Source organism: Billgrantia desiderata (assembly GCF_900108215.1).
Lineage (GTDB): Bacteria > Pseudomonadota > Gammaproteobacteria > Pseudomonadales > Halomonadaceae > Halomonas > Halomonas desiderata.
The window spans coordinates 18661-43538 of the sequence record NZ_FNVC01000009.1; the positions used below are offsets into that span (position 1 = coordinate 18661).

The 24878-nt window shown below is 63.7% G+C and carries 27 protein-coding genes; 13 read left to right on the forward strand and 14 right to left on the reverse strand.

Translation table 11 applies throughout. The annotated features are described in order from the left end of the window. Positions 1-3: 3 nt before the first annotated feature. The gene (locus tag C4S71_RS10055; RefSeq protein ID WP_103969062.1) at positions 4-1743 is read right to left on the reverse strand and encodes a bifunctional diguanylate cyclase/phosphodiesterase; all 1740 of its coding nucleotides are present in this window, start codon (positions 1741-1743) and stop codon (positions 4-6) included. Positions 1744-1892: 149 nt separating this feature from the next. On the opposite strand from C4S71_RS10055, the gene ugpB reads away from it, so the two are divergent. From ugpB to C4S71_RS10075, 4 genes are all read left to right on the forward strand, one after another. Then, positions 1893-3209, forward strand: coding sequence for a sn-glycerol-3-phosphate ABC transporter substrate-binding protein UgpB (gene ugpB, locus C4S71_RS10060; protein ID WP_051004599.1), 1317 nt, complete (start codon positions 1893-1895; stop codon positions 3207-3209). Positions 3210-3277: 68 nt separating this feature from the next. Beyond that, positions 3278-4162: a sn-glycerol-3-phosphate ABC transporter permease UgpA gene (gene ugpA, locus C4S71_RS10065; RefSeq protein WP_010626590.1), complete on the forward strand. Its 885-nt coding sequence runs from the start codon at positions 3278-3280 to the stop codon at positions 4160-4162. Between the two features lie 21 nt (positions 4163-4183). Then, positions 4184-5032: a sn-glycerol-3-phosphate ABC transporter permease UgpE gene (gene ugpE / locus C4S71_RS10070; RefSeq protein WP_010626589.1), complete on the forward strand. Its 849-nt coding sequence runs from the start codon at positions 4184-4186 to the stop codon at positions 5030-5032. 1 nt (position 5033) lies between these two features. Next, positions 5034-6083, forward strand: a complete 1050-nt coding sequence (locus C4S71_RS10075) for a sn-glycerol-3-phosphate import ATP-binding protein UgpC (protein WP_010626588.1) — start codon at positions 5034-5036, stop codon at positions 6081-6083. On the opposite strand, the gene C4S71_RS10080 is transcribed toward C4S71_RS10075, so the two are convergent. The 3 genes from C4S71_RS10080 to C4S71_RS10090 form a co-directional block, all read right to left on the reverse strand. Then, positions 6023-6250 (reverse strand): GntR family transcriptional regulator, encoded by a 228-nt coding sequence (locus C4S71_RS10080; protein ID WP_103969063.1) that lies wholly within the window; start codon positions 6248-6250, stop codon positions 6023-6025. The two genes, C4S71_RS10075 and C4S71_RS10080, sit on opposite strands and share 61 nt — an antisense overlap. A gap of 126 nt (positions 6251-6376) precedes the next feature. Next, a complete protein-coding gene (locus C4S71_RS10085) occupies positions 6377-7051 on the reverse strand; it encodes an HAD family hydrolase (protein WP_010626586.1) in 675 nt (224 codons plus the stop codon). A gap of 148 nt (positions 7052-7199) precedes the next feature. Next, the gene (locus tag C4S71_RS10090) at positions 7200-7793 is read right to left on the reverse strand and encodes an SIS domain-containing protein (RefSeq protein ID WP_235014300.1); all 594 of its coding nucleotides are present in this window, start codon (positions 7791-7793) and stop codon (positions 7200-7202) included. 214 nt (positions 7794-8007) lie between these two features. Between C4S71_RS10090 and C4S71_RS10095 the strand changes: the two genes are divergently transcribed. The 5 genes from C4S71_RS10095 (at position 8008) to C4S71_RS10110 (ending at position 12565) form a co-directional block, all read left to right on the forward strand. Continuing rightward, the gene (locus tag C4S71_RS10095; RefSeq protein WP_234244199.1) at positions 8008-9297 is read left to right on the forward strand and encodes a glycosyltransferase; all 1290 of its coding nucleotides are present in this window, start codon (positions 8008-8010) and stop codon (positions 9295-9297) included. 77 nt (positions 9298-9374) lie between these two features. Beyond that, positions 9375-10181 carry an inositol monophosphatase family protein gene (locus C4S71_RS10100; protein WP_103969066.1) on the forward strand — a complete coding sequence of 269 codons (807 nt, stop codon included), beginning with the start codon at positions 9375-9377 and terminating at the stop codon, positions 10179-10181. A gap of 94 nt (positions 10182-10275) precedes the next feature. Beyond that, entirely contained in the window at positions 10276-10425 is a 150-nt protein-coding gene (locus C4S71_RS22485; RefSeq protein WP_158409636.1) for a hypothetical protein, read from the forward strand. A gap of 122 nt (positions 10426-10547) precedes the next feature. Beyond that, positions 10548-11942 carry a CHAD domain-containing protein gene (locus C4S71_RS10105; protein WP_160113378.1) on the forward strand — a complete coding sequence of 465 codons (1395 nt, stop codon included), beginning with the start codon at positions 10548-10550 and terminating at the stop codon, positions 11940-11942. A gap of 86 nt (positions 11943-12028) precedes the next feature. Continuing rightward, positions 12029-12565, forward strand: a complete 537-nt coding sequence (locus C4S71_RS10110; protein WP_103969068.1) for a GNAT family N-acetyltransferase — start codon at positions 12029-12031, stop codon at positions 12563-12565. Positions 12566-12601: 36 nt separating this feature from the next. On the opposite strand, the gene C4S71_RS10115 is transcribed toward C4S71_RS10110, so the two are convergent. Both C4S71_RS10115 and C4S71_RS10120 read right to left on the reverse strand, forming a co-directional pair. Next, the gene (locus C4S71_RS10115; RefSeq protein WP_086508082.1) at positions 12602-13219 is read right to left on the reverse strand and encodes a LysE family translocator; all 618 of its coding nucleotides are present in this window, start codon (positions 13217-13219) and stop codon (positions 12602-12604) included. Positions 13220-13453: 234 nt separating this feature from the next. Then, positions 13454-14773: a ferredoxin reductase family protein gene (locus C4S71_RS10120; RefSeq protein ID WP_234244200.1), complete on the reverse strand. Its 1320-nt coding sequence runs from the start codon at positions 14771-14773 to the stop codon at positions 13454-13456. Positions 14774-14924: 151 nt separating this feature from the next. Between C4S71_RS10120 and C4S71_RS10125 the strand changes: the two genes are divergently transcribed. From C4S71_RS10125 to C4S71_RS10140, 4 genes are all read left to right on the forward strand, one after another. After that, entirely contained in the window at positions 14925-16223 is a 1299-nt protein-coding gene (locus C4S71_RS10125; protein WP_103969070.1) for a Glu/Leu/Phe/Val family dehydrogenase, read from the forward strand. Positions 16224-16307: 84 nt separating this feature from the next. Continuing rightward, on the forward strand, positions 16308-17072 hold the full coding sequence (locus C4S71_RS10130; RefSeq protein WP_103969071.1) for a pseudouridine synthase: 765 nt from the start codon (positions 16308-16310) through the stop codon (positions 17070-17072). A 36-nt stretch (positions 17073-17108) separates the two neighbouring features. Beyond that, a complete protein-coding gene (tcdA, locus tag C4S71_RS10135; protein WP_103969072.1) occupies positions 17109-17945 on the forward strand; it encodes a tRNA cyclic N6-threonylcarbamoyladenosine(37) synthase TcdA in 837 nt (278 codons plus the stop codon). Between the two features lie 31 nt (positions 17946-17976). Next, positions 17977-18201 carry a DUF1653 domain-containing protein gene (locus tag C4S71_RS10140; RefSeq protein WP_086508077.1) on the forward strand — a complete coding sequence of 75 codons (225 nt, stop codon included), beginning with the start codon at positions 17977-17979 and terminating at the stop codon, positions 18199-18201. On the opposite strand, the gene C4S71_RS10145 is transcribed toward C4S71_RS10140, so the two are convergent. From C4S71_RS10145 to lptF, 8 genes are all read right to left on the reverse strand, one after another. Then, positions 18198-18965: an ABC transporter permease gene (locus C4S71_RS10145; protein WP_086508076.1), complete on the reverse strand. Its 768-nt coding sequence runs from the start codon at positions 18963-18965 to the stop codon at positions 18198-18200. The two genes, C4S71_RS10140 and C4S71_RS10145, sit on opposite strands and share 4 nt — an antisense overlap. 9 nt (positions 18966-18974) lie before the next feature. Next, a complete protein-coding gene (locus C4S71_RS10150; protein WP_086508102.1) occupies positions 18975-19763 on the reverse strand; it encodes an ABC transporter ATP-binding protein in 789 nt (262 codons plus the stop codon). A 5-nt stretch (positions 19764-19768) separates the two neighbouring features. Continuing rightward, positions 19769-20812: an ABC transporter substrate-binding protein gene (locus tag C4S71_RS10155; protein WP_086508075.1), complete on the reverse strand. Its 1044-nt coding sequence runs from the start codon at positions 20810-20812 to the stop codon at positions 19769-19771. A 308-nt stretch (positions 20813-21120) separates the two neighbouring features. Further along, entirely contained in the window at positions 21121-21603 is a 483-nt protein-coding gene (bfr, locus tag C4S71_RS10160) for a bacterioferritin (protein WP_086508074.1), read from the reverse strand. 194 nt (positions 21604-21797) lie between these two features. After that, positions 21798-22004, reverse strand: a complete 207-nt coding sequence (locus C4S71_RS10165; protein WP_086508073.1) for a (2Fe-2S)-binding protein — start codon at positions 22002-22004, stop codon at positions 21798-21800. Between the two features lie 93 nt (positions 22005-22097). Then, the gene (locus C4S71_RS10170; protein ID WP_086508072.1) at positions 22098-22577 is read right to left on the reverse strand and encodes an RDD family protein; all 480 of its coding nucleotides are present in this window, start codon (positions 22575-22577) and stop codon (positions 22098-22100) included. Positions 22578-22640: 63 nt separating this feature from the next. Further along, entirely contained in the window at positions 22641-23705 is a 1065-nt protein-coding gene (gene lptG / locus C4S71_RS10175) for an LPS export ABC transporter permease LptG (RefSeq protein WP_086508071.1), read from the reverse strand. Further along, positions 23705-24784 (reverse strand): LPS export ABC transporter permease LptF, encoded by a 1080-nt coding sequence (gene lptF / locus C4S71_RS10180; protein ID WP_086508070.1) that lies wholly within the window; start codon positions 24782-24784, stop codon positions 23705-23707. Before lptF ends, lptG begins: the two co-directional genes overlap by 1 nt. Positions 24785-24878: the final 94 nt, after the last annotated feature.

Here is a 24878-nt window from a genome sequence, read left to right on the forward strand (position 1 = left end):
CTCTCACCTGCCGCGCCGTTCAATGAAAAGGCTGTTACCGGCTTGCCGCTTGGCCTGCTGCTTGAGTTCCGAAAGGTCTTCGGAAATCGCCAGGACATCGCAGCCGCGACCATCACGTACCGGCCTTGCCGCCAGCGACAGACTGACGAAGGGATAGAACGTCACGCTGCCCTGCCGATTCTCGACCCGTACCCCGCCGGCTCGGCGATCCTCCGCATCGTAGAAGTCCGGCGCCATGGCGCCGAATGCTGTCAGAATACGGTGACAGCGTGCCTCCCAACCGGCATCGTCCAGTAGCAGCATGAAGTCATCACCACCGATGTGACCGATGAACCCCGTCTTGCCAACCTGCTCATCGAGCAGTTGAGCCAGCGCCAGGATCACCCGGTCGCCCCGCGCATAGCCGTAGGCGTCGTTATAGGCCTTGAAGTTGTCGAGATCGCAGTAGACGGCAGTGAAGACCTTGCCATGCTCCAGCCATTCGCTCAGCATCTCGTTGATCATCAGGTTCCCGGGTAGGCCGGTGAGCGGATTGGCATGGCGCGCCTGACGCACCTGAATGGCAGTGATCTCGCGCAACAGGTCAACGATATTACCCATGCCGCGATAGCGACCCTCGCCGTCGACGATGACGAAATCCTCCTGGGGCACATCCGCACTGTCGGTGAGCTGCTGGCTGAGCAGGGTCAGCGGCGTTTCATCGACTGCCACGGCGAAGCGTGAATCGCACATGTCCCGCACCAGACGCTTGGCGAACAGGGCATGACTGTAGGGGTTGGTGAACAGGGTAAGAAACTCGCTGCGCCGCACCACACCGACCGGCCTGTCGTTTTCCACCACCGCCACACAGCGCAGGCCTGGCTCGCCACGAAACCGTCCACTCAACTCCAGTACAGGCATCCGCGGTTCGATCGATGCCAGCGACTTCATGATGGTGTGAGCGCTGCGTACCAGTCCGTGACGGGCCGAGGCTCCGACCGGCAGCGAGCGGCCGATATCTCGCGACGGGGTCTGGCTGGGACGGGCAAAGTAGTAGCCTTGCAGCAGCGACAGGCTGCGATCCAGCTCCCACAGCGAGCGGTACTCCTCGGCGGTTTCCACGCCTTCCGCTATCAGCTGGCAACCGAGGCTGCGCGATACATCGAGAATCGAGCGCAGGAACTGCCGCTTGTCGGGGTCCTGATCGATGCCGGTGATGAAGTGGCGGTCGAGCTTGACGAAGTCGGGGCGCAGCTCGGCCCAGTGGCGCAGACTCGAATGGCCGGCCCCCAGGTCGTCCAGCGCAACCTGAAAGCCCATGTCGCGATAGTGCTCCACCGCCTGGCGCATCAGCACGTAATCGGTGATCGGCAGATGTTCGGTGAGTTCGATGACGACACGATTGGGAGCCAGCCCATGGTCGCTCAGATAGCCCAGGGTCAACCCCTCGCTGAAGTCCCGCTCGACGATGGTCAACGGCATCACGTTGAGGAACAGCCTACCGGGCAAGCCTAGCCGCACGAAGGCGGCAATCGCCAGGCGGCGGCACAGCAGATCGAGCTCTACCAGCAGGCCCGACTGAATGGCCACCTCGAACAGTGCCAGCGGAGACTGCAGCCTGGAGCCTTCGGGGCCACGAATCAGCGCCTCGTAGCCATGCACGCACTGCCTGGCGACATCGACGATGGGTTGGAAGCATGGCGTGAGCCGCTCGCCCTCTATGATCGCTCTGAGCTCGCTCTCCTCGATGTCGGAGGTCGTCATGGTCAGCCCTGAAATGGTGTCAGGGCGAGATTGCAACGTTTAGATGACAGCACCATGACAGCGCTATGCAATGCTTATTCATATTCGTGAAACCTGATTGACACGCTACGAGCCTAGCGTTATCGGCGACATCACCCAAGGAGAGTCTCATGTCGCCTCGCTCTACCGCTTTCATGTCAGGTGCACTCGTAGCGTCACTGTCCTTTTCCGTTCATGCCGCTACCGAAGTTCAATGGTGGCACGCCATGGGCGGCGAGCTGGGAGAGATGCTCGAAGCCGTTACAGAAGAGTTCAATGCCTCTCAGGACGACTATCGAGTTCGTCCCAGCTATCGTGGCAACTACACCGAGACCATGACTGGCGCCATTGCTGCCTTCCGCGCGGGCCAGCATCCGCATATCCTGCAGGTATTCGAGGTGGGTACCGGCACCATGATGGCAGCGGAAGGCGCGGTCTATCCTATCTACCAGTTGATGGAAGACCATGGCCGCACCTTCGATCGGGAGGCCTTCCTGCCGGCGGTGGTGGGTTATTACACCGATACCCGCGGCAACATGCTCTCCTTCCCCTTCAACTCTTCCACCCCGATTCTCTATTACAACCGCGACGCCTTCGAGGCGGCGGGTCTCGAGGGCGCACCGCAGACTTGGGAAGAGATCGAAGCTTATTCGCGCCAGTTGCGCGAACAGGATGCCGCCAACTGCGGTTTCACGACCTCCTGGCCAAGTTGGGTCATGCTGGAGAATTTTTCCGCCATGCATGACTCTCCGCTGGGAACGTTGGAGAACGGCTTCGGTGGTCTTGAAACCGAATTCGTCTTCGACAATGACTTGGTCGCCCGCCACTGGGACAACCTGAAGGCGTGGCAGGACGAGGGCGTATTCCGCTGGGGTGGACCGGGGCCGGGCAACGACGCAGCACCGATGTTCTATTCCGGTGAATGCGCCATGTTCTTCGGCTCCTCGGCAGCCCGTGCCGGCGTGCTGGCCAACGCCGATTTCTCGATCGGCTACGGCATGCTGCCCTACTACGAAGATGTCGATGGTGCCCCGCAGAACTCGATCATCGGTGGCGCCACCCTGTGGACGCTTCAAGGTCACAGCGAAGAAGAGTACGCAGCCGTAGCAGCCTTCTTCGATTACCTCTCCCAGCCTGAAGTGCAAGCCGACTGGCATCAGAAAACCGGCTACCTGCCGATCACTCATGCCGCCTGGGAGTTGAGCGAGTCACAGGGTTTCTATACCGAAAACCCGGGCACCGAAATCTCCATCGAACAAATGACCCTCAACGAGCCCACCGAAAATTCCAAGGGGCTGCGCTTCGGCAACTTCGTGCAGATCCGCGACATCATCTCCGAGGAGATGGAAGCGGTAATGACAAGCAGCAAGAGCGGGGAACAGGCCAGTGCCGATGCGGCTCGCCGCGGCAACGCTCTCCTTCGCGACTTCGAACAGGCCAATCAATAAGAAACAGCCATGGCGCCTCCGCCCCAGTGGTGGGGGCGCCTTTTTCCTTCGCCTTGCCGAGCAATACCATGCAAACCAAACGCATGACGTTCCCCGGGCGCTGGCTGCCCTACGCGCTACTGGCCCCTCAGGTCATCGTCACATTGGTCTTTTTCATCTGGCCGGCGAGTCAGGCGCTCTATCAGTCGCTGCTGCGTGAGGACGCCTTTGGCCTGAGCTCCAGTTTCGTGGGTCTTGCCAACTTTTCCCGACTCTTCGACGACGCCTACTACCTCAATTCCCTGTCGGTTACCGCCGTGTTCGCCATCGGCACGACTCTGCTTTCGATGAGCGCGGCACTGCTGCTGGCGGCAACCGTCAACCGACTGCTTCGCTCTCGCGACGCTTATACCACGTTGCTGGTATGGCCCTATGCCATCGCCCCTGCCATTGCTGGCGTGCTGTGGTGGTTCATTTTCAACCCATCCATCGGCATCGTGCCCTACGTTCTCGACATGCTGGGCTACCGCTGGAACCACCGCACCTCTGGAACGGATGCGATGCTGCTGGTGATCATTGCTGCAGCATGGAAGCAGATCGCCTACAACTTCCTGTTCTTCCTGGCTGGACTGCAGTCGATCCCGCAATCACTGATCGAAGCCGCCGCCATCGACGGAGCCGGACCGGTCAAGCGCTTCTGGACTATCGTATTCCCATTGCTGACGCCCACTACGTTCTTCCTGCTGGTGGTCAACGTGGTCTATGCCATGTTCGACACTTTCGGCGTCATTCACGCCACCACCCAAGGGGGTCCGGCCCAGGCGACCAACATCTTGGTCTACAAGGTCTACGCCGATGGTTTCGTGGGCATGAACATCGGCAGTTCAGCTGCACAGTCGGTGATCCTGATGGCCATCGTCATCGCGCTGACCGTCATCCAGTTCCGCTTCATCGAGCGGCGCGTCAACTACTGATCCCAAGAGGCACACAACGTTATGGTCGAACATCGACCCTGGGGGAATCTTTTCGCCCACTCCATTCTGATCCTTGGCGTGGCCCTGGTACTGTTCCCGGTCTACATTGCCATCGTCGCCTCCACCCAGGGGCCTGGCGAGTTCCTGCGCGGCACCCTGCCGTTGGTGCCGGGCAGTCATGCCCTCGACAATTACCGTGCCATGTGGGAGACCGGACTCTCTCGCGCCGGGGCGCCCCCGGCAGGCCAGATGCTGTGGAACAGCCTGGTGATGGCGCTGGCCATCACCTTTGGCAAGCTGTCCATCTCGCTGCTGTCGGCTTTTGCCATCGTCTATTTTCGCTTTCCGTTCCGGCTGTTCTTCTTCTGGATCATCTTCATCACGCTGATGCTGCCGGTGGAGGTACGCATCATCCCGACCTTCCGCGTGGTGGCGGATCTCGGGATGCTCAACAGCTTCGCCGGCCTCTCCATCCCGTTGATCGCCTCGGCGACCGCCACTTTCCTGTTCCGCCAGTTCTTCATGACGGTGCCGGAAGAGCTGCTGGAAGCCGCCCGCGTCGATGGCGCCGGGCCGCTGAAGTTCTTCAAGGACATCCTGCTGCCGCTGTCGGTGACCAACATCGCCGCGCTGTTCGTGATCATGTTCATCTACGGCTGGAACCAGTACCTCTGGCCCCTTCTGATCACCACCGACCCCGACTACTACACCATCGTCATGGGCCTGCAGCGCATGACCACCGCTGCCGACGGCGACCCACAATGGCACCTGGTGATGGCCGCGGTGGTCATGGCCGCGCTGCCCCCGGTGCTGGTGATCCTGTTCATGCAGCGACTGTTCGTGAAAGGCCTGACCGAGACGGAGAAGTGAGATGGCACGCATCAAATTGGAAGGCCTGAAGAAGACCTATGCTGGCGGCGTCCAGGCGGTAAAGGGCATCGACCTGGAAGTGGCGGATGGTGAATTCGTGGTCCTTGTAGGCCCATCGGGCTGCGGCAAGTCGACCCTGCTGCGCATGGTGGCGGGGTTGGAGACGATCAGCGAGGGACGCCTGGAGATCGGCGACAGTGTAGTCAACGACCTGGAGCCCGCTCAGCGCGACATCGCCATGGTGTTCCAGAACTACGCGCTCTACCCCCATATGACGGTGTTCGACAACCTGGCCTATGGCCTCAAGAATCGCGGTTTTAAGCGCAGCGAGATCGAACGACGAGTACAGGAAGCGGCACGCATGCTGGAAATCGAGGACTTCCTGCCGCGCAAGCCGCGCCAGCTCTCGGGCGGCCAGCGTCAGCGGGTGGCCATGGGCCGGGCTTTGGTGCGCGAGCCTGCCGCCTTTCTGTTCGACGAGCCGCTCTCCAACCTCGATGCCAAGCTGCGGGTGCAGATGCGCGTGGAGATCAAGCAGCTCCAGCGTCGTCTGAAGACCACCAGCCTTTATGTCACCCACGATCAGCTCGAAGCCATGACCCTGGGCGACCGCCTGGTGGTGCTCAACGGCGGGCGCATCGAGCAGGTCGGCACCCCCATGGAGATCTATGCGCGCCCAGCCTCGATCTTCGTGGCGACCTTCATCGGCTCACCGGCCATGAACCTGATTCCGCTAGACTACCTGCGAGAGAGGGGCAATGGCTTACTCGGGGACCTGCCCAAGAGTACCGATATCGTCGGCATTCGCCCCGACGACCTACACATGCAAGCCCCGAGTGGCCCACACCTGGTGGTGGACTCCACCTTGGAGCTGTTCGAGGCCGCCGGCGCCGAGAGCCACCTCTACGTACGCCTGGCCGGCAGCGACCAGCCCAGCGTGATTCGCACCGCCGGCCAGCCTCCGGTGGCGGAAGGCGAGACCCTGCGCTTTTACGTACGCCGCGAAGCGCTGCATCCCTTCAACCGCAAGAGCGGCAAACGTACGGTGTAGGGGGGAGACGGCTGGTGAGCCAAAGCCTGGCGCAAAGTAACCCGAGTGGTTCGAAAGCGTTCCGCCAGGGTCCGCTCGGCGGGCAGGCGGCCCGCCTCGAAGGCCTCCGGGTTGCTGAGCAGCTCACGCAGATGATCGGTGAGGCGCAGATAGTAGGCATCACTCATGTAACACTCCCTGTCAGCCAGCAGGCAACAATGATCGACTATAGAGAACGTGCCCAGGGAGTACGAGATCAAGAGTGCAACATTGGTTGGCTCTGCGGAATGTTCGAGCCTGAGCGAGACGCAGAGTCAGCCGACCAGCGCCGCACACGGTCGCCAGTCCAGCCGCTCCCAGCCCTCTACCCGAGCCACTTCGGCAAGTACCGCATCGGGGTTCACCGCCACCGGGCGGTCCACCCGGCCAAGTAGCGGCAAGTCGTTCTGAGAATCGGAATAGAACGTCAGATGGCTGACAGCGCCCTTTTCCGCCAGCCACTGCTCGAGGCGAGCGATCTTGCCATCCCGGTAGGAGAGTATCCCGGTAGTGCCACCGGTGAAGTACCCACTCTCCAGCGCCGGCTCCACGGCGATCACCGCCTCGATACCCAGCTCGGCAGCAATCGGTGCCACGAGATGCCGCGACGAAGCGGAAATGATCATCGGCGTCTCACCCCGAGCGCAGTGCTCGGCGATGCGCGCCCGCCCTTGAGCAAACAGCCGCGGCAGGATGCGCGCCGCGACGAAGTCCGCCACCTCGGCGTCAACCTCATTCACATGGCGCCCGGCCAAGGGAGCCAAGGTCAAAGACAGATACTTCTCCAGACGCAACCGGCCAGTATGGTAGGCCGCATCCATGGCCTGTGCATGGGCCAGAAACTCGCCCGGGGCATCAACCCAGCCACGCTCTACCATCCAGCCATTCCAGAGCGCGCTGCAGTCGCCATCCAGCAGGGTATCGTCAAGGTCGAACAGGGCAAGGTGCATGGCATCCTCCACAAGCCTGGGTTTCAAGACGCCCCATAGCCTGCGTCAGTCCAGTGACAAGGGCAATGACACCGGTTGCGTTACCAAGAGCGGCTGTGCCCATCTCGATGGACCCGATAAATGGCCATAGAAGTGAACAGGCGAGCAGTCAGTAGTTTTCAGGAAACAGCTCCCGCTCCACCAGCTCGATCAGAATGTGAATGACCTTGATATGCAACTCCTGAACTCGATCGGCATATTGCCCTGCTGGAGTACAAATCTCAGTGTCCGACAGCTCGCTAAGCGTAGAGCCGGGGCGACCGGTCAACGCGATGATATGGATCCCATGGCGGCTTGCGTAATCCGCCGCGGCGAGCACATTGGTACTCGTACCGCTGGTACTGATGGCCAACAGGCAATCGCCCTCACGGCCATGAGCCTCCAAGTAGCGAGCGAACACCCGATCATAGCCATAATCATTACCGACACAACTCAGGTGACTCGGGTCACTGATGGAAGCCGCTGGCAACCCCTTGCGATGCAACCGGTAACGGCCCGACAGCTCTTCGGCGAAGTGCATGGCATCGCACATGGATCCGCCGTTGCCGCAACTGAATACACGTCCACCATGACGAAACGTATTACTGAGCTGCCGCCCAGCTGCTGCAAGTGTGCGTAGGGTCTCTCCATCATCTAGCAAGGCATCCAGTGCCGCCCGTGCTTCGTTCAGACTTTGATAGACGTACTGTTCCATTTCCCTCATGACACTTCGCAGCCTTGTGGATACATGAAAATGAAGTGTGCCAGTTTGGCTCATCGAAGTGACAAGGGGATAACACGCCGATACCCCAAGGGGTAGCCGAGCGGGAGAGCAAAAGCGCCCGCTCTCACCGTGACAGGAAGAGAATCACACTGTCACCATGGCGTCACTCGGACGACGCAGGATGGTGAGGCATCCTGCCATGCCGAGCCGAACCATGAACATATTGATGCTTTCTGACGTCTACTTTCCCCGCATCAACGGTGTCGCCACCTCGATTGCCAGTTTCCGCGATGCGCTACAAAGGCTCGGCCATTCCGTCACCCTGGTCTGCCCCGGCTATCCCGTGGGGCAAGTGGATGAACCGGACGTACTGAGGATCTCCTCGCGCGGCGTTCCTGGCTCCCCCGAAGATCGCATGATGCACTATCGCGAGGTGATGAAGCTGGCGCCGCGGCTCGCCGCAGAGCACTTCGATCTGGTACACATTCACACACCCTTCGTCGCCCACTATGCCGGCGTGGCGCTGGCAAGGCGGCTGGGCATTCCGGCCCTGGCCACCTACCACACGCTGTTCGAGGAGTATCTCCCCCTCTATGTTCGCGGCGTACCCAGCCGTTGGCTGCGCTTCCTCGCCCGGCGCCTCTCGGTGTGGCAGTGCCGCCGGCTGGCAGCGCTGGTGGCACCGTCGCATGCCATGCACGACACACTCCTGCGCTATGGCGTCAAAACTCCCGTGGCAGTCATCCCCACCGGATTGGCGCTGGAGCGCTTCCGTCATTCCGTCGAGGACGATGACTTCCGCGACCGCTACCATCTGCCGAAAAACGCCCGGCTGCTGTTGTTCGTCGGACGCCTCGCCTTCGAGAAAAACATCGCCTTTCTGATCGACCTGCTGCCCCGGGTGCTGGCCGAGCATCCCGATACGCGCCTGATCATTACTGGCGAAGGACCGGCCCGAGCGGCCTTGGCACGCCGGGCTCGGCAGATCGGCATGGAGTACGCCGTGCACTTTCTTGGCTACCTGGGGCGCAACGGCCCGCTGCAGACCGCCTACCGTGCGGCCGATGCCTTCATCTTCGCCTCACGCACCGAAACCCAGGGGTTGGTGCTGCTGGAGGCCATGGCGCTGGGTACCCCAGTCGTCTCCACCGCCATGATGGGCACCCGCGACGTGCTGGTGGACGGTGCGGGTTGCCTGATTGCCGACGAGGATCTCGACGACTTCGCCGCCAAGGTGAACCGACTGCTCGACGATGACGCGCTGCGCGGCGAACTGGCGCAGCGTGCCATGACCCATGCGGCAGGCTGGCACGAGGACGCCAAGGCCGCCGAACTGGCCGGGCTTTATGCTCGAATAGCAGGGATGCAAATAGCAGGGAGCGGTAACGCCAGAGCGGTGCCACTCACCACGCTGACGGCCTCCAGTACCCAACAGACGGTATCGTCTGCGACAGAGGTATTACCCCCCGAAGCCAATGAAAAGGAGCAGACGCCAGTCATGTGAGACACCGGCAGGTGTCAATTTCCCGACATCTGCAGGCAGTAACATAGTGGTTTTGGCCATGATCCAAGAGGCTCGGCATGACAAACGTTACCTCACCCACTCTGATCGATACGCTCAAGCAAGCCGCTCAGGCAGCGGGCGAAATCCTGCGCGAGGGCTACCGCGCCGCCGGCACGATCGACTTCCAGTGCAAGGGCGCCTCGGACTTCGTGACCGACTACGACCGGGCGGCAGAACACGCCATCATCAACAGCGTGCGAAACGTTCATCCCAAGGTCGGTTTCCTGGGTGAGGAAACGGGCGCAACGCCGGCTCAAGACAACAACGTCGTGGTGGTCATCGACCCGCTGGACGGCACCAACAACTTCCTGCACCGAGTGCCCCACTTCTCGGTATCCATCGCCGTGCGCCAGGGCGACCAACTGACCCACGGGGTGGTCTACCAACCGCTGCTCGACGAGATGCTGTGGGCGGTTCATGGGCAAGGCGCTTACCTGGGCAGCCGCCGTGTCGTCGCCTCTCCGGCCCGCCCCATGCCGGAAATGCTCCTCGCCACCTGCCTGCCCTATCATGCCAAGGGCGACTGCCCTACCAGCCTGCGCCAGCTCACGGCAATGATGCCGGCCGTGGCCGGGATTCGGACCCCCGGCTCGGCAGCACTGGAGATCGCCTACACCGGCCTTGGCCGCTTCGATGCCTTCTGGTCTCAAGGCGCCAGGCTCGACCTGTGGGACGTGGCCGCCGGCATCGTCTTCGCCCGGGAGGCGGGTCTTGTCGTGACTGACCTCGAGGGCAACACCAACCCTGCCGAATGGCACAGCCTGCTGGTAGCCCGTGCCGAGCGGCACGATGAGCTGCTAGACGCCTTGCGGCAAGCAGGCTGACCAGCTTCGTGTTCACCCGGCTCGGATCGTCACCACTCTGTCACCATCCGTCGTTAGCGTCGGAGAGACCTAGCGCTTCGACAGGAGAAGCCCTATGCCACGGCGCCAGCGCGAACCGCTCAGTGACGAGGAGATCGATTTCCTGGTCCAACTGGCAAATGGCAATGCCCTGGCCCACCACCGCCGCCGTGAGCGCGAGCGGCGGCGCTCGTCACAATCACCCCGGCCCGAAAAGCGCGAGTAACGTGATGTGTCACAGTAGGGACGGCAATTGTCATGGAACTGTCGTGATGACAGATGGCACGGCAGGATACACTTCAAAAAACAATGATCGCTCAACCTGCTGAGAGCAGGGACTATCCGTCCATGAAGCATCTCTTTCTGATTCGACATGCCCGGGCTATGCGGCCTGACGATATCGAGGATCGTCAGCGCCCGCTGAGCCCCCGTGGCCAATGCCAGGCGGTGGCCATGGCGCCGGCACTGCAACGCCTTGGTGCCCTCGACGGCGAGCTACACGTCAGTTCGGCCCTCCGCGCTCAGCAGACGTTGCAAGCCCTGGATACCACCCTACCCGAACTTGGTCTGGCAAAGCGGGCCCAAGGCCATGAAGCGCTTTACACCTTCGAGGAGAAAGCGCTGCTCCAATGGCTACAGGCCCTCGATGAGGGTAACGACCGTCTCGCCTTGATAGGCCACAACCCTGCCCTGCTGGCACTTGCCCAACGTTTGAGCCTCAAGGCTCCCAAACGGCTGCCAACCGGCGGGCTGATATACCTCACCCTGCCCACCGATACCTGGCGGGACCTGGGCCACCACACCGGAGAGACCCGCTCCACGCTCTCGCCTGTAGAAGTGAGCCACACCCTGTTTCAGCGTAAAGCGCCTGCGCCGCCACAGCTCGGCAGGCTAAAGGCCCCCACTCGCATCCAGCACCGGCTAATGTATCAGTACCGCATGATTCGATCCCTGGAGGCCGGTGTCAGCGCCGGGCACGACCCTGAGTTCTTGCATCAATATAGAGTCAACCTACGCCGTAGCAGAGCGATAGGCGAGGCGCTGCTGAGCATGCTCGATACAGCGGGGCTCCGCCGGGCACTGAAAGGGCTGCGTCGGCATGCACGGGTCACCAGCGAATTGCGCGATCTGGACGTGATGTTGGAGAACCTGATCCGACAGCCCGCTGGAGAAGTCCGCGAATCGCTGGAACCCATGGTTGTCTGGCTACAGGCTCAAGCCCGGGAGGTGCGCCGGAAAGTCAGGGAAAATCTGCAACGGCGACGCTACGCACAAGACATGCAGGCGTGGCAGGAGCTCATCGCATCCCCGCAATTTACCAAGGCGCTGGCACGGCTACGCACGCCCCAGATCGATCGAGCCTTGCACGAACGATTGGCTCGCCATGATGCGCTGCTGACCTCTCTCGACGACGCCACTCCGGATGCTGCAATACATCGACTGCGCAAGCAGGTAAAACGCATCCGCTATCTTGCCGAGTTGGCCCCGGATGCCTACCAATATCTGCTCGAGCAGCTCGAAGAGCGCCAGGAGCGACTGGGTGAGTTTCAGGATCTCTGCACACAGCTCGATTGGCTCGATTCTTTCGTCAATGCGAGGCAAGAGCGACCTCTCACAGAAGAAACGCGTGATGCGATGCGAGACAGGGCTAGCCAACTGGTGGAGCGCAAGGACATGATTCGCCGAGCCCTTCGAGAACTCCCTTCTCTTGCCGACAAGGTCAGCCTTTCTTCAACCCACTAGCATACTCGTGGACGACGCCAAAACGCTTACCGGAGTGTGACAGCTGCTATGCTTTGGCTAGGCTCTTTCGATGGAATGAGACGCTGGTGGAAACTGACCCAATCAACACGGAAGTGAATGCCAAGCGGCGGCTGCGACTGCGCCCCGCGACACCCGAGGATCGTCCCTTGCTCGAGCGCTGGGACACCGAGCCCCATGTCGTTGCGGCCAACCCCAACGACAAATGGGAGTGGCAGACCGAGCTGGCCCAGCCGACCGACTGGCGTCAGCAGTTCATCGCCGAGCGCGAAGGACGCGCCATCGGCTTCATCCAGATACTCGACCCCGCCCGTGACGAGAGCGGCTACTGGGGGGAGGTGGGCGACGGCCTGCGAGCCATCGACATCTGGATCGGCGAACCCGACGAGCTGGGCAAGGGATACGGCACCACCATGATGCAGCTGGCCCTGGCGCACTGCTTCGCCGACCCTCGGGTTTCCGCCGTGCTGATCGACCCGCTCGCCGACAACCGGCGTGCCCAGCGCTTCTACGAGCGGCTGGGCTTCCGCTTCGTCGAACGGCGCCACCTGGGCAACGACCTCTGCTGCATCTACCGCCTCGAGCGCAGCGACTGGCTGGCCTGAGGTCGTCGGTACGCCGCGGCGCAGCTCTCGCGACGCTCAGCCCTTGGCCACCAGAAAGGCGCCTGCCGCCACCATCAGCGCACCCGCGGAGCGGTTGGCTCCCTTCATGGCCCGCTCGCTCTGCAGCCACCGGCGGGCGCTGGCGGCCCCCATGGCAACCAACATCAGCCCCAGCATGAGTCCGACGAACGTGAGCGACACGGTCAACAGCATGTCGCCCGAGGCCAGCGCAGCGAGATCGACGAAGGTCGGCAAGAAGGCGATGTAGAACAGGATGACCTTGGGGTTGGAAGCGGAGATGAGAAAGCCCTGCAGAAACCCCTTTACGATGTCGACGCGCCGAGAACCTGCCGACAGGTCGGCGTCACCGACGGGCGAGGTCCACAGTTTCCAGGCCAGGTAGAAGAGGTAGCCGGCACCGAGATAGCGAATCAGGGTGAACGCCTCGCCCCAATGCTCGGCCAGCACCGCCAGCCCGTGAAAGGCCAGCATGAGGTACAGCAGGTCGCTGACCGTCATGCCCAGCGCCAGGGGCCAGCAGGCACGCGCCCCGGCGGACATGCCGCGGGCCAGGATGGCGAAGATCCCGGGGCCGGGGGTGACGGCGAAGACGAAGATGGCCAGGAAGTAGAGCAAGGCGCTTTCAGGAGACATGGGAGCCTCACGGTCAGGGCGAAAATCCGATCATGCCCGAGCACCATGCTTCATGGCCAGCCCCCATCGTCACGCGCCAGGCCCTGCTCGGCCCATCAAGCTCACTCCCTCAGAGCCGACCTGCCAACCATAGCGCCAGCAGCACCACGATCAGCAACAGCAGCCCGCTGACTACGCTGCCGGCCCATTTGGCGATGACATGCAGCATGCTTCCCTCCTCAACGATGCGCTCTGCTAGACGATGTCGAAGCGGTCGGAATAGATCCGCGTGGCCGCCGCGCCTTGCGCGAGCAACGCTTTCTCCGCGGCATTCATCAGCGGTTCGGGGCCGCAGATGAAGTACTCGCGGCGGCCGTCGTCCGGGGGCAGGCGGCGCCTCACCAGCGCTTCGTCGATCTTGCCGCGCTCCCCTTTCCATTCGGGTTCGGGATCGCTGATGACATGAATTACGTCGAGATCGAGAACCTGCTCCAGCTCGGCCAGTTCGTCGCGAAAGGTGGCGTCCTCCCAGGTCTTGTTGGCATAGAGCAGCCACAGCGGCCGGGTGTCGCCCTGGTCACGCAGCGAACGCAGGATGCTCATGATCGGCGTGACACCGATGCCACCGGCGATGAGTACCGCACCGGAGGCATTGTCCGGTTCGGGTATGAAGGCGCCATAGGGGCCTTCGACGAAGGCACGCGTGCCCGGCGGTACCTCGGGGAGCGTATTGGTGAAGTCGCCCAGGCGCTTGGCCGTGAACGCGAAGCGTTTGCCGTCTGCACTGGACGAAGCCACCGAGAACGGATGCTGCTGCAACGAGAACGGCGTCTCGCCCAGGGTGATCCAGAAGAACTGCCCCGGGGCGAAATCGAGCCGATGGTCTCCTTCGGCCTGCAGCGTCAGGGTCGCCGCATCGCCACGCTCCTGCTGATTGTCCACCACCGTCCAGGGGCGCTTGCGCAGCCGCCACGGCCTGAACAGGCGCGACTCGACGACCAGCAGCAGCGAGAGCCCCACCACCGCCCCCAGCAGCAGCGTCGTGACGACGCCTTGGGTGTAGTGCTGCACCATGACTGCATGGCCCAGGCCACCGGCTACGATGAAAAGCGTCAGCCCGCCGTGCAGAGCCCGCCACCACTCGTAGGAGAGCCCGAACCGCGTTCGCCACAGCGAGCTTGCCACCAGCAACAGCGTGGCCAATACCAACAGTATCAGGGTGATGGCGCGCAGGGTCTCCTCGCGGGGGTCGAGATACTCGATCCAGCCGGGGCGGGTGGCGATCATCGCCAGCGGATGGGCCAGCACCAGCAGCAGCGCAAAGATGCCTGTCTGGCGGTGGAATTGCAGGATGTTGTCGTGGCCGACCGCTTCGGCGAACCAGCGATGCCGCCCCGAGATCACCGCCTGACCGGCCAGCACACCGAGCGCCAGCAGTCCCAGCAGGGCACCGAACTCGGCACCGAATTCCCGCGTTTCGTCGGGCCGGACGACAACGGCGATACCGAGGGGCAGCAGAACCAACAGCAGATAGCCACCGCACCAGAGCAGCGCGCTTCGGGCCAATCGACTCACACCAACCTCCTTGTCCGAATCTCCTGCTCAAGATAGTGCTTCAGCATGTAACCGTTTGAAGCTTTATGTTCTGGCGTCCTTGGCTCACATCCCAGCCGATGCTGCTACGCTGAATCAGGCAACGACAGGTCACATCATCAGGAGGAAGCCGATGTCCGGGCAAACGGAGCATGCCAACCTGTTCGACGATGCGCGTTCGCGCCTCGAGGAAGTGTGCCAAGCCATCGATATCCAGGGCGATGCCAGGGAGCGGCTGATGCAACCCACCCTCTCGCTGCAGGTCAGCGTACCGGTGCGCATGGACGATGGCAGTCTCAAGGTCTTTCCCGGCTGGCGGGTGCAGTACAACACGACGCTGGGTCCGGCCAAGGGCGGCATTCGCTTTCATCCCGACGTCAATCAGGAGGAAGTCACCACCCTGAGCTTCTGGATGGCGGTGAAGTGTGCCGTGGTCGACCTGCCCTACGGCGGCGGCAAGGGTGGCGTCAAGGTGGACCCCAAGCAGCTGTCGAAGCTGGAGCTGGAGCGGCTGGCGCGCGGCTACGTGCGGGCCATTGCCGACATCATGGGCCCCGACCGCGACATCCCCGCGCCGGACGTGAACACCAACGCCACGGTGATGGGCTGGATGGCCGATGAGTTCGATCACCTGGCCCGCGGCAAGGTGCCCGCCGCCATCACCGGCAAGCCCCCCGAGCTGGGCGGATCGTTGGGCCGTGTGGCCGCCACCGGACGCGGTGCCCTGCACGTGCTCGACCTGTGGGCGGCACGCGAGAAGCGCAAGCCCGAGGAGACCACGGTGGCCATTCAGGGTTTCGGCAATGCCGCCTATCACTTTGCCCGCCTGGCCCACGATCAGGGCTATCGCATCGTTGCGGTATCCGACTCCAAAGGCGCCATCTACAGCGAGGAAGGCCTCGACCCCGACGCCATCATGGAGCAGAAACAGCGCAATATGCGGCTGCACGAGATGGTCTACTGCGACGACTCGGTGTGCATCGCCGAGGACGTGGAGAAGCTCGATCGCGACGAGCTGCTCACCCTGGAGGTGGACGTCCTGGCGCTGGCAGCCCTGGAAAACCAGATCCATGAGGACAACGTCGATCGGGTCAAGGCCGGTGCGCTGCTCGAGATCGCCAACGGCCCGGTCAGCAGCCGCGCCGACGCGCGACTCGAGGAACTGGGCATACCGGTACTGCCCGACGTGCTGGCCAACACCGGCGGCGTCATCGTCAGCTACTACGAATGGGTGCAGAATCGCTGCGGCGAGCGCTGGCCGGAGGAGGAGATCAACCGGCGGCTGGCCGAGCGCCTCGAACGCCAGAGCGAACTGGTGTTCCAGCGCGCCGAACAGGACGAGATCTCCTACCGTCGGGCGGCATATCGTCAGGGCATCGAGCGCATCGCCCACGCCATCGAGCTGCGCGGCAACTGTCAGGACAGCGAGTGAGCGAGGCAGCCAGCCGCCGCTCGGGGTGACAAGGACATTGACCAAGGCGACAATGGCGGCCCTTCGTTGCCAAATCGGGCCATCATGACGAACCCTCTGAGCCTCCTCTACCGGGACGAGCACCTTGTTGCGGTGCACAAGCCGGCGGGCCTGCTGGTGCACCGCTCCAAGCTGGCAGGCGGCGAGCGTGAGTTCCTGCTGCAGCGCCTGCGCGATCAGCTCGGCCAGCGCGTCTATCCGGTGCATCGCCTCGACCGCCCCACCTCGGGCGTGATGGTGTTCGCGCTGGATTCGGCCACCGCGGCGCGCCTGGGCGAGACCTTCACCGAACGCCGGGCCGCCAAGCGCTATCTGGCGGTGGTACGCGGTGTCGGCCCCGTGCACGAGTGGCTCGACTACGCCCTGCGCGAGGAGGATGGCAGCCGGCCCAAGGCCGAAATGCCGGCGCTCGAGGCTCTCACCGAGGTGAAGCGGCTCGACAGCGTCGAACTGCCGGTGCAGGTTGACCGCTACCCCAGCAGCCGCTACTCCCTGATGGAGGTGCGCCCGCTGACCGGCCGTCGCCACCAGATCCGCCGCCACCTGTCACGGCGCGGCTATCCGATCATCGGCGACGCCAAGCACGGCAAGGGCAATCACAACCGCTTCTTCGCCGAGCGCCTGGGCTGCCCGCGGCTGTTGCTGGCCGCCGTGGGCCTGAGCTTCGAGCATCCCGTTACAGGGCGCTGTCTGACCTTGAGCTGTAGCCTGGACGCCGCCATGACGACCCTGTTCCAGCATTTCGGCTGGGCCGGTCATCTGCCCAGCGACCGGGCAGATTGCGCCGAAGCCCCACTCTCCCTAGCCTGACACCACCGCCACCAACCGGAGTTTCAAGACGCCGACATGACCGCCCCATTGCCACCGCAGGAAGCCGCCCCGGCCCAGGACGACTACGATTTCCGCTTCGGTGGAATTCGGCGACTCTACGGCGCCCGTGCGCTCGACCACTTCCGCCAGGCCCACGTCGTGGTGGTCGGTGTGGGCGGCGTCGGCAGTTGGACGGTAGAGGCGCTGGCGCGCTCGGGAATCGGCCGGCTGACCCTGATCGATCTCGACGACGTCTGTGTCTCCAACGTCAACCGCCAGCTGCCCGCTCTGGATGGCAACATCGGCCGACCCAAGGTGGACGTGCTGGCCGAACGCTGCCGGGCGATCCAGCCGGGCATCCAGGTCGTTGCCGACACCGCCTTCGTCACCCCGACCAACCTGGCCCAGCGCATTCCCGAGGATGCCGACTACGTGGTCGACGCCATCGACAGCGTGATGGCCAAGGCCGCGCTGATCGCCTGGTGCAAGCGGCGCAAGCTGCCCATCGTCGTGGCCGGTGCCGCCGGCGGGCAGCAAGACCCCACCCGCATCAAGGTGGCGGACCTGGCGCGCACCGAGCACGACCCGCTGCTGGCCAAGGTGCGCGCCCGGCTGCGCCGGGATTACGGCTTCTCACGCAACCCCAAGCGTCGCTTCTCGGTGGAATGCGTCTATTCTGACGAACAGCTGATCTACCCCGGCGCCGACGGCGAGGTCTGCCTGCAGAAACCCGGCGCCGGGGAATCGACCCGCCTCGACTGCGCCTCCGGCGTGGGTGCGGCCACCTTCGTCACCGGCGGCTTCGGCTTCGTGGCCGCCTCACGGGTGCTGGCCCGCCTGGCAAAGCGCGCTGCCGAAAGCGGCGACCGATAACGATAACGACCCTGAACTGGAGCCCTGCGCGATGACCCACCCCCACCCCGTTCCCGGCATCTACAGTCACTACAAGGGCAACCGCTACGAGGTGATCGGCGTCGCTCATCACAGCGAAACCGAAGAGCCCCTGGTAGTGTATCGCGCGCTGTACGGCGACTACGGCCTGTGGGTCCGCCCGCTCGCCATGTTCACCGAGACCGTCGAGGTGCGCGGCGAACCGGTGCCGCGCTTCGACCTGGAGAAAGCGTTCTAGCGCTGGCCTCGATGCGCCCACCCCGTCATCCGCTTCTCCAGTAACGCAAACAGCTCGTACATGACCATGGCCATGGCGCTGATCACGATCAGGCCGGCGAACACCAGCGCCATGCGCATCTGCGAGCCGGCGCTCATCATCAGGTAGCCGATGCCCTGGTTCGACGCCACCGTCTCGGAGACCACGGTGCCGACGAAGGCCAGAGTGATGGCGATCTTCAGCGAGGCGAAGAAGTAGGGCAACGAGCGCGGCAGCCCCACCTTGAGCAGCACGTCGATGCGCCTTGCGCCGAGTACCCGCAGCACATCCTCCATTTCCGGCTCCAGGGTGGCGAGCCCGGTGGCCACGTTGACTACGATGGGAAAGAAGCAGATCAGAAAGGCGGTGAGGATCGCCGGCACCGAGCCGATGCCGAACCACACCACCAGGATCGGCACGAAGGCCACCTTGGGAATGGCATTGAAGCCCACCAGCAGTGGATAGCAGGCGTGGTAGAGAAAGCGCGAGGAGCCGATGACGAAGCCCAGCGCCAGCCCCACCGCCACGCCCAAAGCGAACCCCGCCAAGGTGGTCCACAGGGTCTGCCAGGAGTGCATGCCGATGGGCCCGGCAAAGGTCACCAGCGCCTGGGCGGTGGCCGAGGCGCTGGGAAAGATGAACTCCGGCACCTGCAGCAGGCGCACGCTGACCTCCCAGATCGCCACCAGCGCCAGCACCGCGACCCAGGGCGCCAGCCGCTCGCGCAGCTTGTCGTTGTTGTTCATGCTCGCTCCTCAGGCACTGCGGATGTCGCCGATCAGGTTGCGCAGCTGCTGCACCAGATCGATGAAGGGCTTCTCGTAGGTGACCGCCAGCTCGCGGGGGCGCGGCAGATCGATCTCGCGGCGTTCGATGATGCGCCCCGGGCGCCGGCTCATGACGTAGACGGTGTCGGCCAGGAACGCCGCCTCGCGCAGGTCGTGGGTCACCAGCACCACGGTGAAGCGCTGGGCCTCCCACAGATCGCGCAGCACGCACCACAGCTCCTCGCGGGTGAAGGCGTCCAGCGCGCCGAAGGGCTCGTCAAGCATCAGCAGGCGCGGACGGTGGATCAGCGCGCGGCAGATCGAGGCGCGCTGCTGCATGCCACCGGAGAGCTGCCAGGGGTACTGGTCCTCGTAGCCCTCGAGCCCCACCGTGCACAGCAGGTCGCGGGCCCAACCGACGAACTCCGCGCGTCGCTTGCGAAACTGCGAGCGATAGGGTTTGACGATCTCCAGCGGCAGCAGCACGTTGTCCAGCGTGGTACGCCAGGGCAGCAGATTGGCGCTCTGGAACGCCATACCGCAGATCTTCAGCGGCCCGCCCACCGCGGCGCCGTCCACCTGCACGCTGCCGGCGGTGGGCGCATGCAGCCCGGTACACAGCTTCATGAAGGTCGACTTGCCGCAGCCGGAGGGGCCGACGAAGGCAACGAACTCGCCCTCCCGGATGGAGAGCGAGATGTCCTCGATGGCATTGCCGGAGTCGTCGTAGGCCAGGCTGACCCGGTCGAAGTCGACGAAGGGCGTGGAGTCTGCCAAAGCCGTCACTCCGCGCGTTCGGGGAAGATCATGCGCTCCTCCTGCGGCGGCAGGAAGCGCGAGGTGAAGACCCGCTCGGGCTCGGGCACCGAAGGCAGGTCGTAGGCGTCCGCCACCAGTTGGATGGCCTCGCGCAGGCGCTGCTCGTCCACGTCGCCGGCGCCGTTGGCGCGTGCCTCTTCGGTGTCGATGACGCTGTCGATGGCAAGCTTGAGCCGACGCGTCTCCATCTCCACGTCGATCAGCGCGTCGCGGTTACGCACGTACTCGATGGCCCCCTCGGGGTCGGCCAGGGTCTCCGCCAGGGCGCGGTTGAAGGCGCGCAGGAAACCCTCTACTGCCTCGGGGTTGGCCTCGGAGAACGCTTCACTGGCAATGATGGCGTTGCCGTAGAGCGGCACGCCGTAGTCCGGGAACGGCATGATGGTGAGCTGCTCCTCGCTCATGCCACGGCCTTCCAGATTGAGCAGGCTGGTGAAGTAGAAGCCGGTGATGGCATCCACGTCGCCGCGGACCAGCAGCGTCTCGCGCAGCGCGGGGTCGACGTTCTGCCATTCGACGGCCCCGGCCTCGAGGTCGTTGGCGGCGGCGAAGATGCCCCAGGCCCGGTAGCCGGTATCGAAGGCCGGGGCGGCGAGCGCCTTGCCGGCCAGGTCCGCCGGCGACTCGATGCCGCGATCCTTGCGCGCCAGCACCGAGGCCGGCGTGCCGTCGTAGACCACGTAGACCCCCTGGATGCCCGGGCCGTCTGGGTTCTCGGCAAGAAACTCCACCAATGCATTGAGATCGCCGAAGCCCATCTCGTAGGCCCCCGAGGCGACCCGGTTGATGGCGCCGGCGGAGCCGCTGCCGGAGTCGATCTGCACGTTGAGCCCCTCGGCGGCGAAATAGCCGCGCTCCACCGCCATCAGGAAGGGTGCCGAAGGCCCTTCGAAGCGCCAGTCGAGCTGGAAGCGAATACGGGTTTCATCCGCCTGGGCCACGGCGGTGCCGAGCAGAGACAGGCCCAATGCACCGGCCAACAGGCCGGCGGTAAGTTGACGACTCATGAATGCCACCCTCGCGATGCGTTCTGGTTGTGCTTGTTCTATGCAATCGGCCTGCCAAAGCCATCAAATCCACTTCGGCTTTGGGGGTCAGCGAGCCATGTCGGGGCATGGCTCTCCGTCATGGCACCAGGCAGAGGCATGCGCTGGCACCAAAGCGGACCGTTTGCACCAGCTTAGTTCATCGGTAACGGCAACAGCACAGGCCAGGTAACGCAGCGTAAACGCAGGGGAGGGGAAATGGCCCATGGGAGCCAATAGAAAACGGCACCGACGAGGGTCGGTGCCGTGGGAGCCTTGCGGAGCCGTCGTTACTCGTCGCCGGCTTCCTGCATCTGCTTCAGCAGGTAGTTCTCGATGCCGACCTTGTCGATCAGGCCAAGCTCGGTCTCGATATGGTCGATGTGCTCTTCTTCGTCGGCCAGGATCTCGCGGAACAGGTCACGGGAGACGTAGTCCTTGACCTGCTCGCAGTAGGCGATGGCCTCGATGTAATCGTTACGACCTTCATGCTCGATCTTGAGATCGCTCTCGAGCATCTCGCGCACGTTCTCGCCGATGTGCAGCTTGCCGAGATCCTGCAGGTTGGGCACGCCCTCGAGGAACAGGATACGCTCGATCAGCTTGTCGGCATGCTTCATTTCGTCGATGGATTCGTCGTACTCCCACTTGGCCAGCGCCTTGAGGCCCCAGTCCTTGTACATCTTGGCATGCAGGAAGTACTGATTGATGGCCACTAGCTCGTTGCCGAGGGCCTTGTTCAGGTGCTCGATGACCTTGGCATCGCCTTTCATTGCCTTTCTCCCTTCTCCGGTCGGTCTTGGGGCCTTGCCTTGTCGTTACGTGACGCTCATCCATTAAGGATAGGCAGTATCCGGCCAACCACGCAAAAAATCCAACCGGAGCAGCAGGTTGGATCAATGACAACAAGAATGAGAAAGATTGGCGTCACTGGCAGGCTGATGCCTGCGAGGGAAGAAGAGAGCCGCTATACGGCGTAAGCCAGGTCGCTGGCGGAAGCCATGACTTCAGCGGTGACGGCGTCGCGGGTGATGGTCTTGCCCACAGAAGCGCACTTGCCGCACTGGGTGCCGCAGCCCGTTTCCTGCTGGACTTCACGCCAGCTGCGCGCACCGTCCGCCACGGTCTCGCGGATCTTGCGGTCTGATACGCCCTTGCAGAGACATACGTACATCGACATCACCTCGCTGTGCTTACAAGGATTAATGTAAATGATTCGCATAGACTATCGCAAGGGCAAATCGAACATTTTTTGATCGGTGTCACATTATCGTCGCGTCGCCTTGGGCAGCACCACCACCTGCGTACCGGAGACGATATCCGGCCAGCTGCGGCGCTGGCGGTCGAACAGTACCCACAGATAGCCCAGGCCGAAGGCGGCCAGGGAGAGCCAGGCCACTACATAGCGCAGCAGGCTCTGCATCAGCGTGATCGAGCGGCCATCGGGGGTCTGCACACGCAGGCGCCAGGCCTGCATGCCGAGCGTCATGCCGCCGCGCATCCAGGAGAAGGCGAAGAAGACGAAGGCGCCAGCCAGCAGCAGCAGTTGCAGCGTCAGGCGCTGGGGCTCCCCTGCGCCGACATCCTCCGGGCCCAGGCCCAGCACGTAGCGCACGAACGCCACGTGCAGCACGGCGATGGCGATCCAGATCGCCGCCACCAGAAAGGCGTCGTAGAGCATGGCGCCCAGGCGCCGACCGAGGCCGGCCGGCCATACATCGTCGAGCTGATCGAAACGTCGTTGCATTGCGGTCTCTTTTCCTAGCGTATACGTGGGCTCGATCGCCCTAGGCAGTGCGGCCAGCGCCCCTCAGCCGGTACGGCGCAGCAGGTAAAACCCCAGCCCGGCACTGACCAGAATCGGGGTCAGCACCGCCCATACCGGTGAAAAGCCGAACACCGTCGAGGCCGGTGCCAGCAGGTCCTGCAGGTACTTGAACGTCAGCCCGACGATAACCCCATAGAACACCCGCGTACCGGCCGCCACGGTACGCAGCGGGCCGAACACGAACGAGGCCGCCACCAGTACCAGCGAGGCCATGGTCAAGGGCATCAGCATCTTCTGCCAGAAGTAGAGCAGCGGCTGGGTCGCCTGCAGGCCCTGATCCCGCAGGAAGCGGGAGTAGGCCCACAGCTCGCTGGGCGCCTGGCTGTTAATCGGCAGCAGCAGTCGATTGAGCTGGGCCGGCGTCAGGTTGGTCTGCCAGGGGTGCTGAGCGTGATGCTCCGCCTCGGTGCGGTCGTCGAAGAAGCGCGTGATGCCCACCTCCTCGAGCTGCCAGCTCCCGTCGCGCCATACCGCACGCTCGGCTACCGTGGCCTCGCGCAGCTCGCGCCCCTCGAAGCGGTAGCGGGTCAGGTCGAGCACGGTGTCGTCGGCGCGTATGGCGCCGAAGCGGTAGACGCTGTCGCCCTCACGCTGCCAGCCGCCGCGCTGGACCAGCACCGCGCCCTCGCCCTGCATCTGTTCCAGACGCCAGGCACTGGCGAACTGCTCGGTACGCGGGCTGACGTACTCGGCGGTCAGCAGCACCACGACCACCACCAGGATGATGGGCTTCATCACCCCCCACAGGATGCGCGCCAGGGAGCGCCCCGCCGCGCGCATCACCGTCAGCTCGTTGCTCGACGCCATGCTGCCCAGGCCGATCAGCGCGCCGATCAGTACCGCCACTGGAGCGTATTGATAGAAGCGCCATGGCACCCGCATCAGCAGATAGAGCAGCACCTGGAAGGCGCCGTAGTCGCCCTCCACATCGTCCAGGTCATTGATGTAGGAGATCACCAGGTCGAGGCCCAGCAGCACCACCTGGACGACGATGATCGCCCCCAGCACATTGCGGGCGATATAGCGATCGAGACGATCCGTCAGCATCAACGCATCCCCCTGCGCTGGTGGTGCATCATCAGGCCCAGGCCGAGCGCCAGGAACACGAGGTGAATCGGCCACATGCCGATTGCCGCCGGCAGAGTACCGCGGCCGATGGCGTCCAGCGCTGCCAGCAGCAGGCTGAGATAACAGACGTGCAGGAAAATCGCCGGCAGCAGCTTGGCGAAGCGTCCCTGACGCGGGTTGACCCTCGAGAGCGGCATGGCCATCAGGGTCAAGATGAAGACCATCAGCGGCAATGACAGGCGCCACTGCAACTGGGCCTGCGCACGGCTCGAGTCGTCGCGCAGCAGCGCGGCCGTGGTGGCGTACTCCGCCGACTCCAGTTCGCGCCGCTCACCGCCGAGCGAGAGGCGTACGGCATAGGTCTCGAACTCCAGCCGCTCGGCCTCGAAGCGCCCCGGGTCGACGCTGTAGCGCTCGCCGTCGGCCAGCACCAGGAAGCGGCTGCCGGTGTCGGGGTCGACGGTCTGGTAGCCGCTGCCGGCGCGGGTCACGGCGGTTTCCGGCGTGCCGTCGCGGCGTCGCTGCCGCTCGCTGATGAACACCTCTAGCATGCGACTGCCATCATCGCTGAACGACTCGGTGTAGGCGGTGCGGCCGCCGCCGAAGTCCTGGAAACGCCCCGGCGCCAGGGCGGAGAAGTCGAGCCGGCTACGCTGCTCCTCCAGCATCACGGCATTGTGCAGCGCGCCCGCGGGGGTCAGCCACATGCTGCACAGCCCGACCAGTACCGCCACCAGGGTGGCCGGCACCAGGCTGATCTGGAACAGCCGAATGGGGCTGGTGCCGCAGGCCACCAGCACGGTGATCTCACTGTTCAGATAGAGCTGCCCATAGGCCAGCAGAATGCCGAGAAAGAAGGCCAGCGGCAGAATCAGCTCGAGAAAGCCAGGCAGGTGGAACAGCATCAGGTTGCCGAGGATGGTGGCAGGAATGTCGCCCTCCGCCGCATCGGTGAAGTAGCGGATGAACCGGCTGCCCATGATGACCAGCAACAGCACGCCGGCAACGGCGGCCATGGTGAGCAGGATCTCGCGGGTCAGGTATCGAAAAATGATCATGCAGCGGTCTTCCATGCAATGGCGCCATGCCTTGAGTACACTGGGGTGATTCGGCAGGCCCCGGAGCCGTGCCGGCATTATCCAGAATCCCCCA

Coding starts and splice junctions, on each gene's coding strand:
- ugpA (WP_010626590.1), top strand. CDS start 3,278: ATGCAAACCAAACGCATGACGTTCCCCGGGCGCTGGCTGCCCTACGCG.
- C4S71_RS10100 (WP_103969066.1), top strand. CDS start 9,375: ATGACAAACGTTACCTCACCCACTCTGATCGATACGCTCAAGCAAGCC.
- C4S71_RS10085 (WP_010626586.1), bottom strand. CDS start 7,051: ATGCACCTTGCCCTGTTCGACCTTGACGATACCCTGCTGGATGGCGAC.
- C4S71_RS10140 (WP_086508077.1), top strand. CDS start 17,977: ATGACCCACCCCCACCCCGTTCCCGGCATCTACAGTCACTACAAGGGC.
- C4S71_RS10115 (WP_086508082.1), bottom strand. CDS start 13,219: ATGTCTCCTGAAAGCGCCTTGCTCTACTTCCTGGCCATCTTCGTCTTC.
- C4S71_RS10155 (WP_086508075.1), bottom strand. CDS start 20,812: ATGAGTCGTCAACTTACCGCCGGCCTGTTGGCCGGTGCATTGGGCCTG.
- C4S71_RS10075 (WP_010626588.1), top strand. CDS start 5,034: ATGGCACGCATCAAATTGGAAGGCCTGAAGAAGACCTATGCTGGCGGC.
- C4S71_RS10105 (WP_160113378.1), top strand. CDS start 10,548: ATGAAGCATCTCTTTCTGATTCGACATGCCCGGGCTATGCGGCCTGAC.
- C4S71_RS10130 (WP_103969071.1), top strand. CDS start 16,308: ATGACGAACCCTCTGAGCCTCCTCTACCGGGACGAGCACCTTGTTGCG.
- C4S71_RS10170 (WP_086508072.1), bottom strand. CDS start 22,577: ATGCAACGACGTTTCGATCAGCTCGACGATGTATGGCCGGCCGGCCTC.
- lptG (WP_086508071.1), bottom strand. CDS start 23,705: ATGCTGACGGATCGTCTCGATCGCTATATCGCCCGCAATGTGCTGGGG.
- C4S71_RS10080 (WP_103969063.1), bottom strand. CDS start 6,250: ATGAGTGATGCCTACTATCTGCGCCTCACCGATCATCTGCGTGAGCTG.
- C4S71_RS10055 (WP_103969062.1), bottom strand. CDS start 1,743: ATGACGACCTCCGACATCGAGGAGAGCGAGCTCAGAGCGATCATAGAG.
- tcdA (WP_103969072.1), top strand. CDS start 17,109: ATGACCGCCCCATTGCCACCGCAGGAAGCCGCCCCGGCCCAGGACGAC.
- ugpB (WP_051004599.1), top strand. CDS start 1,893: ATGTCGCCTCGCTCTACCGCTTTCATGTCAGGTGCACTCGTAGCGTCA.
- C4S71_RS10145 (WP_086508076.1), bottom strand. CDS start 18,965: ATGAACAACAACGACAAGCTGCGCGAGCGGCTGGCGCCCTGGGTCGCG.
- bfr (WP_086508074.1), bottom strand. CDS start 21,603: ATGAAAGGCGATGCCAAGGTCATCGAGCACCTGAACAAGGCCCTCGGC.
- C4S71_RS22485 (WP_158409636.1), top strand. CDS start 10,276: ATGCCACGGCGCCAGCGCGAACCGCTCAGTGACGAGGAGATCGATTTC.
- ugpE (WP_010626589.1), top strand. CDS start 4,184: ATGGTCGAACATCGACCCTGGGGGAATCTTTTCGCCCACTCCATTCTG.
- C4S71_RS10095 (WP_234244199.1), top strand. CDS start 8,008: ATGAACATATTGATGCTTTCTGACGTCTACTTTCCCCGCATCAACGGT.
- lptF (WP_086508070.1), bottom strand. CDS start 24,784: ATGATCATTTTTCGATACCTGACCCGCGAGATCCTGCTCACCATGGCC.
- C4S71_RS10090 (WP_235014300.1), bottom strand. CDS start 7,793: ATGAGGGAAATGGAACAGTACGTCTATCAAAGTCTGAACGAAGCACGG.
- C4S71_RS10125 (WP_103969070.1), top strand. CDS start 14,925: ATGTCCGGGCAAACGGAGCATGCCAACCTGTTCGACGATGCGCGTTCG.
- C4S71_RS10165 (WP_086508073.1), bottom strand. CDS start 22,004: ATGTACGTATGTCTCTGCAAGGGCGTATCAGACCGCAAGATCCGCGAG.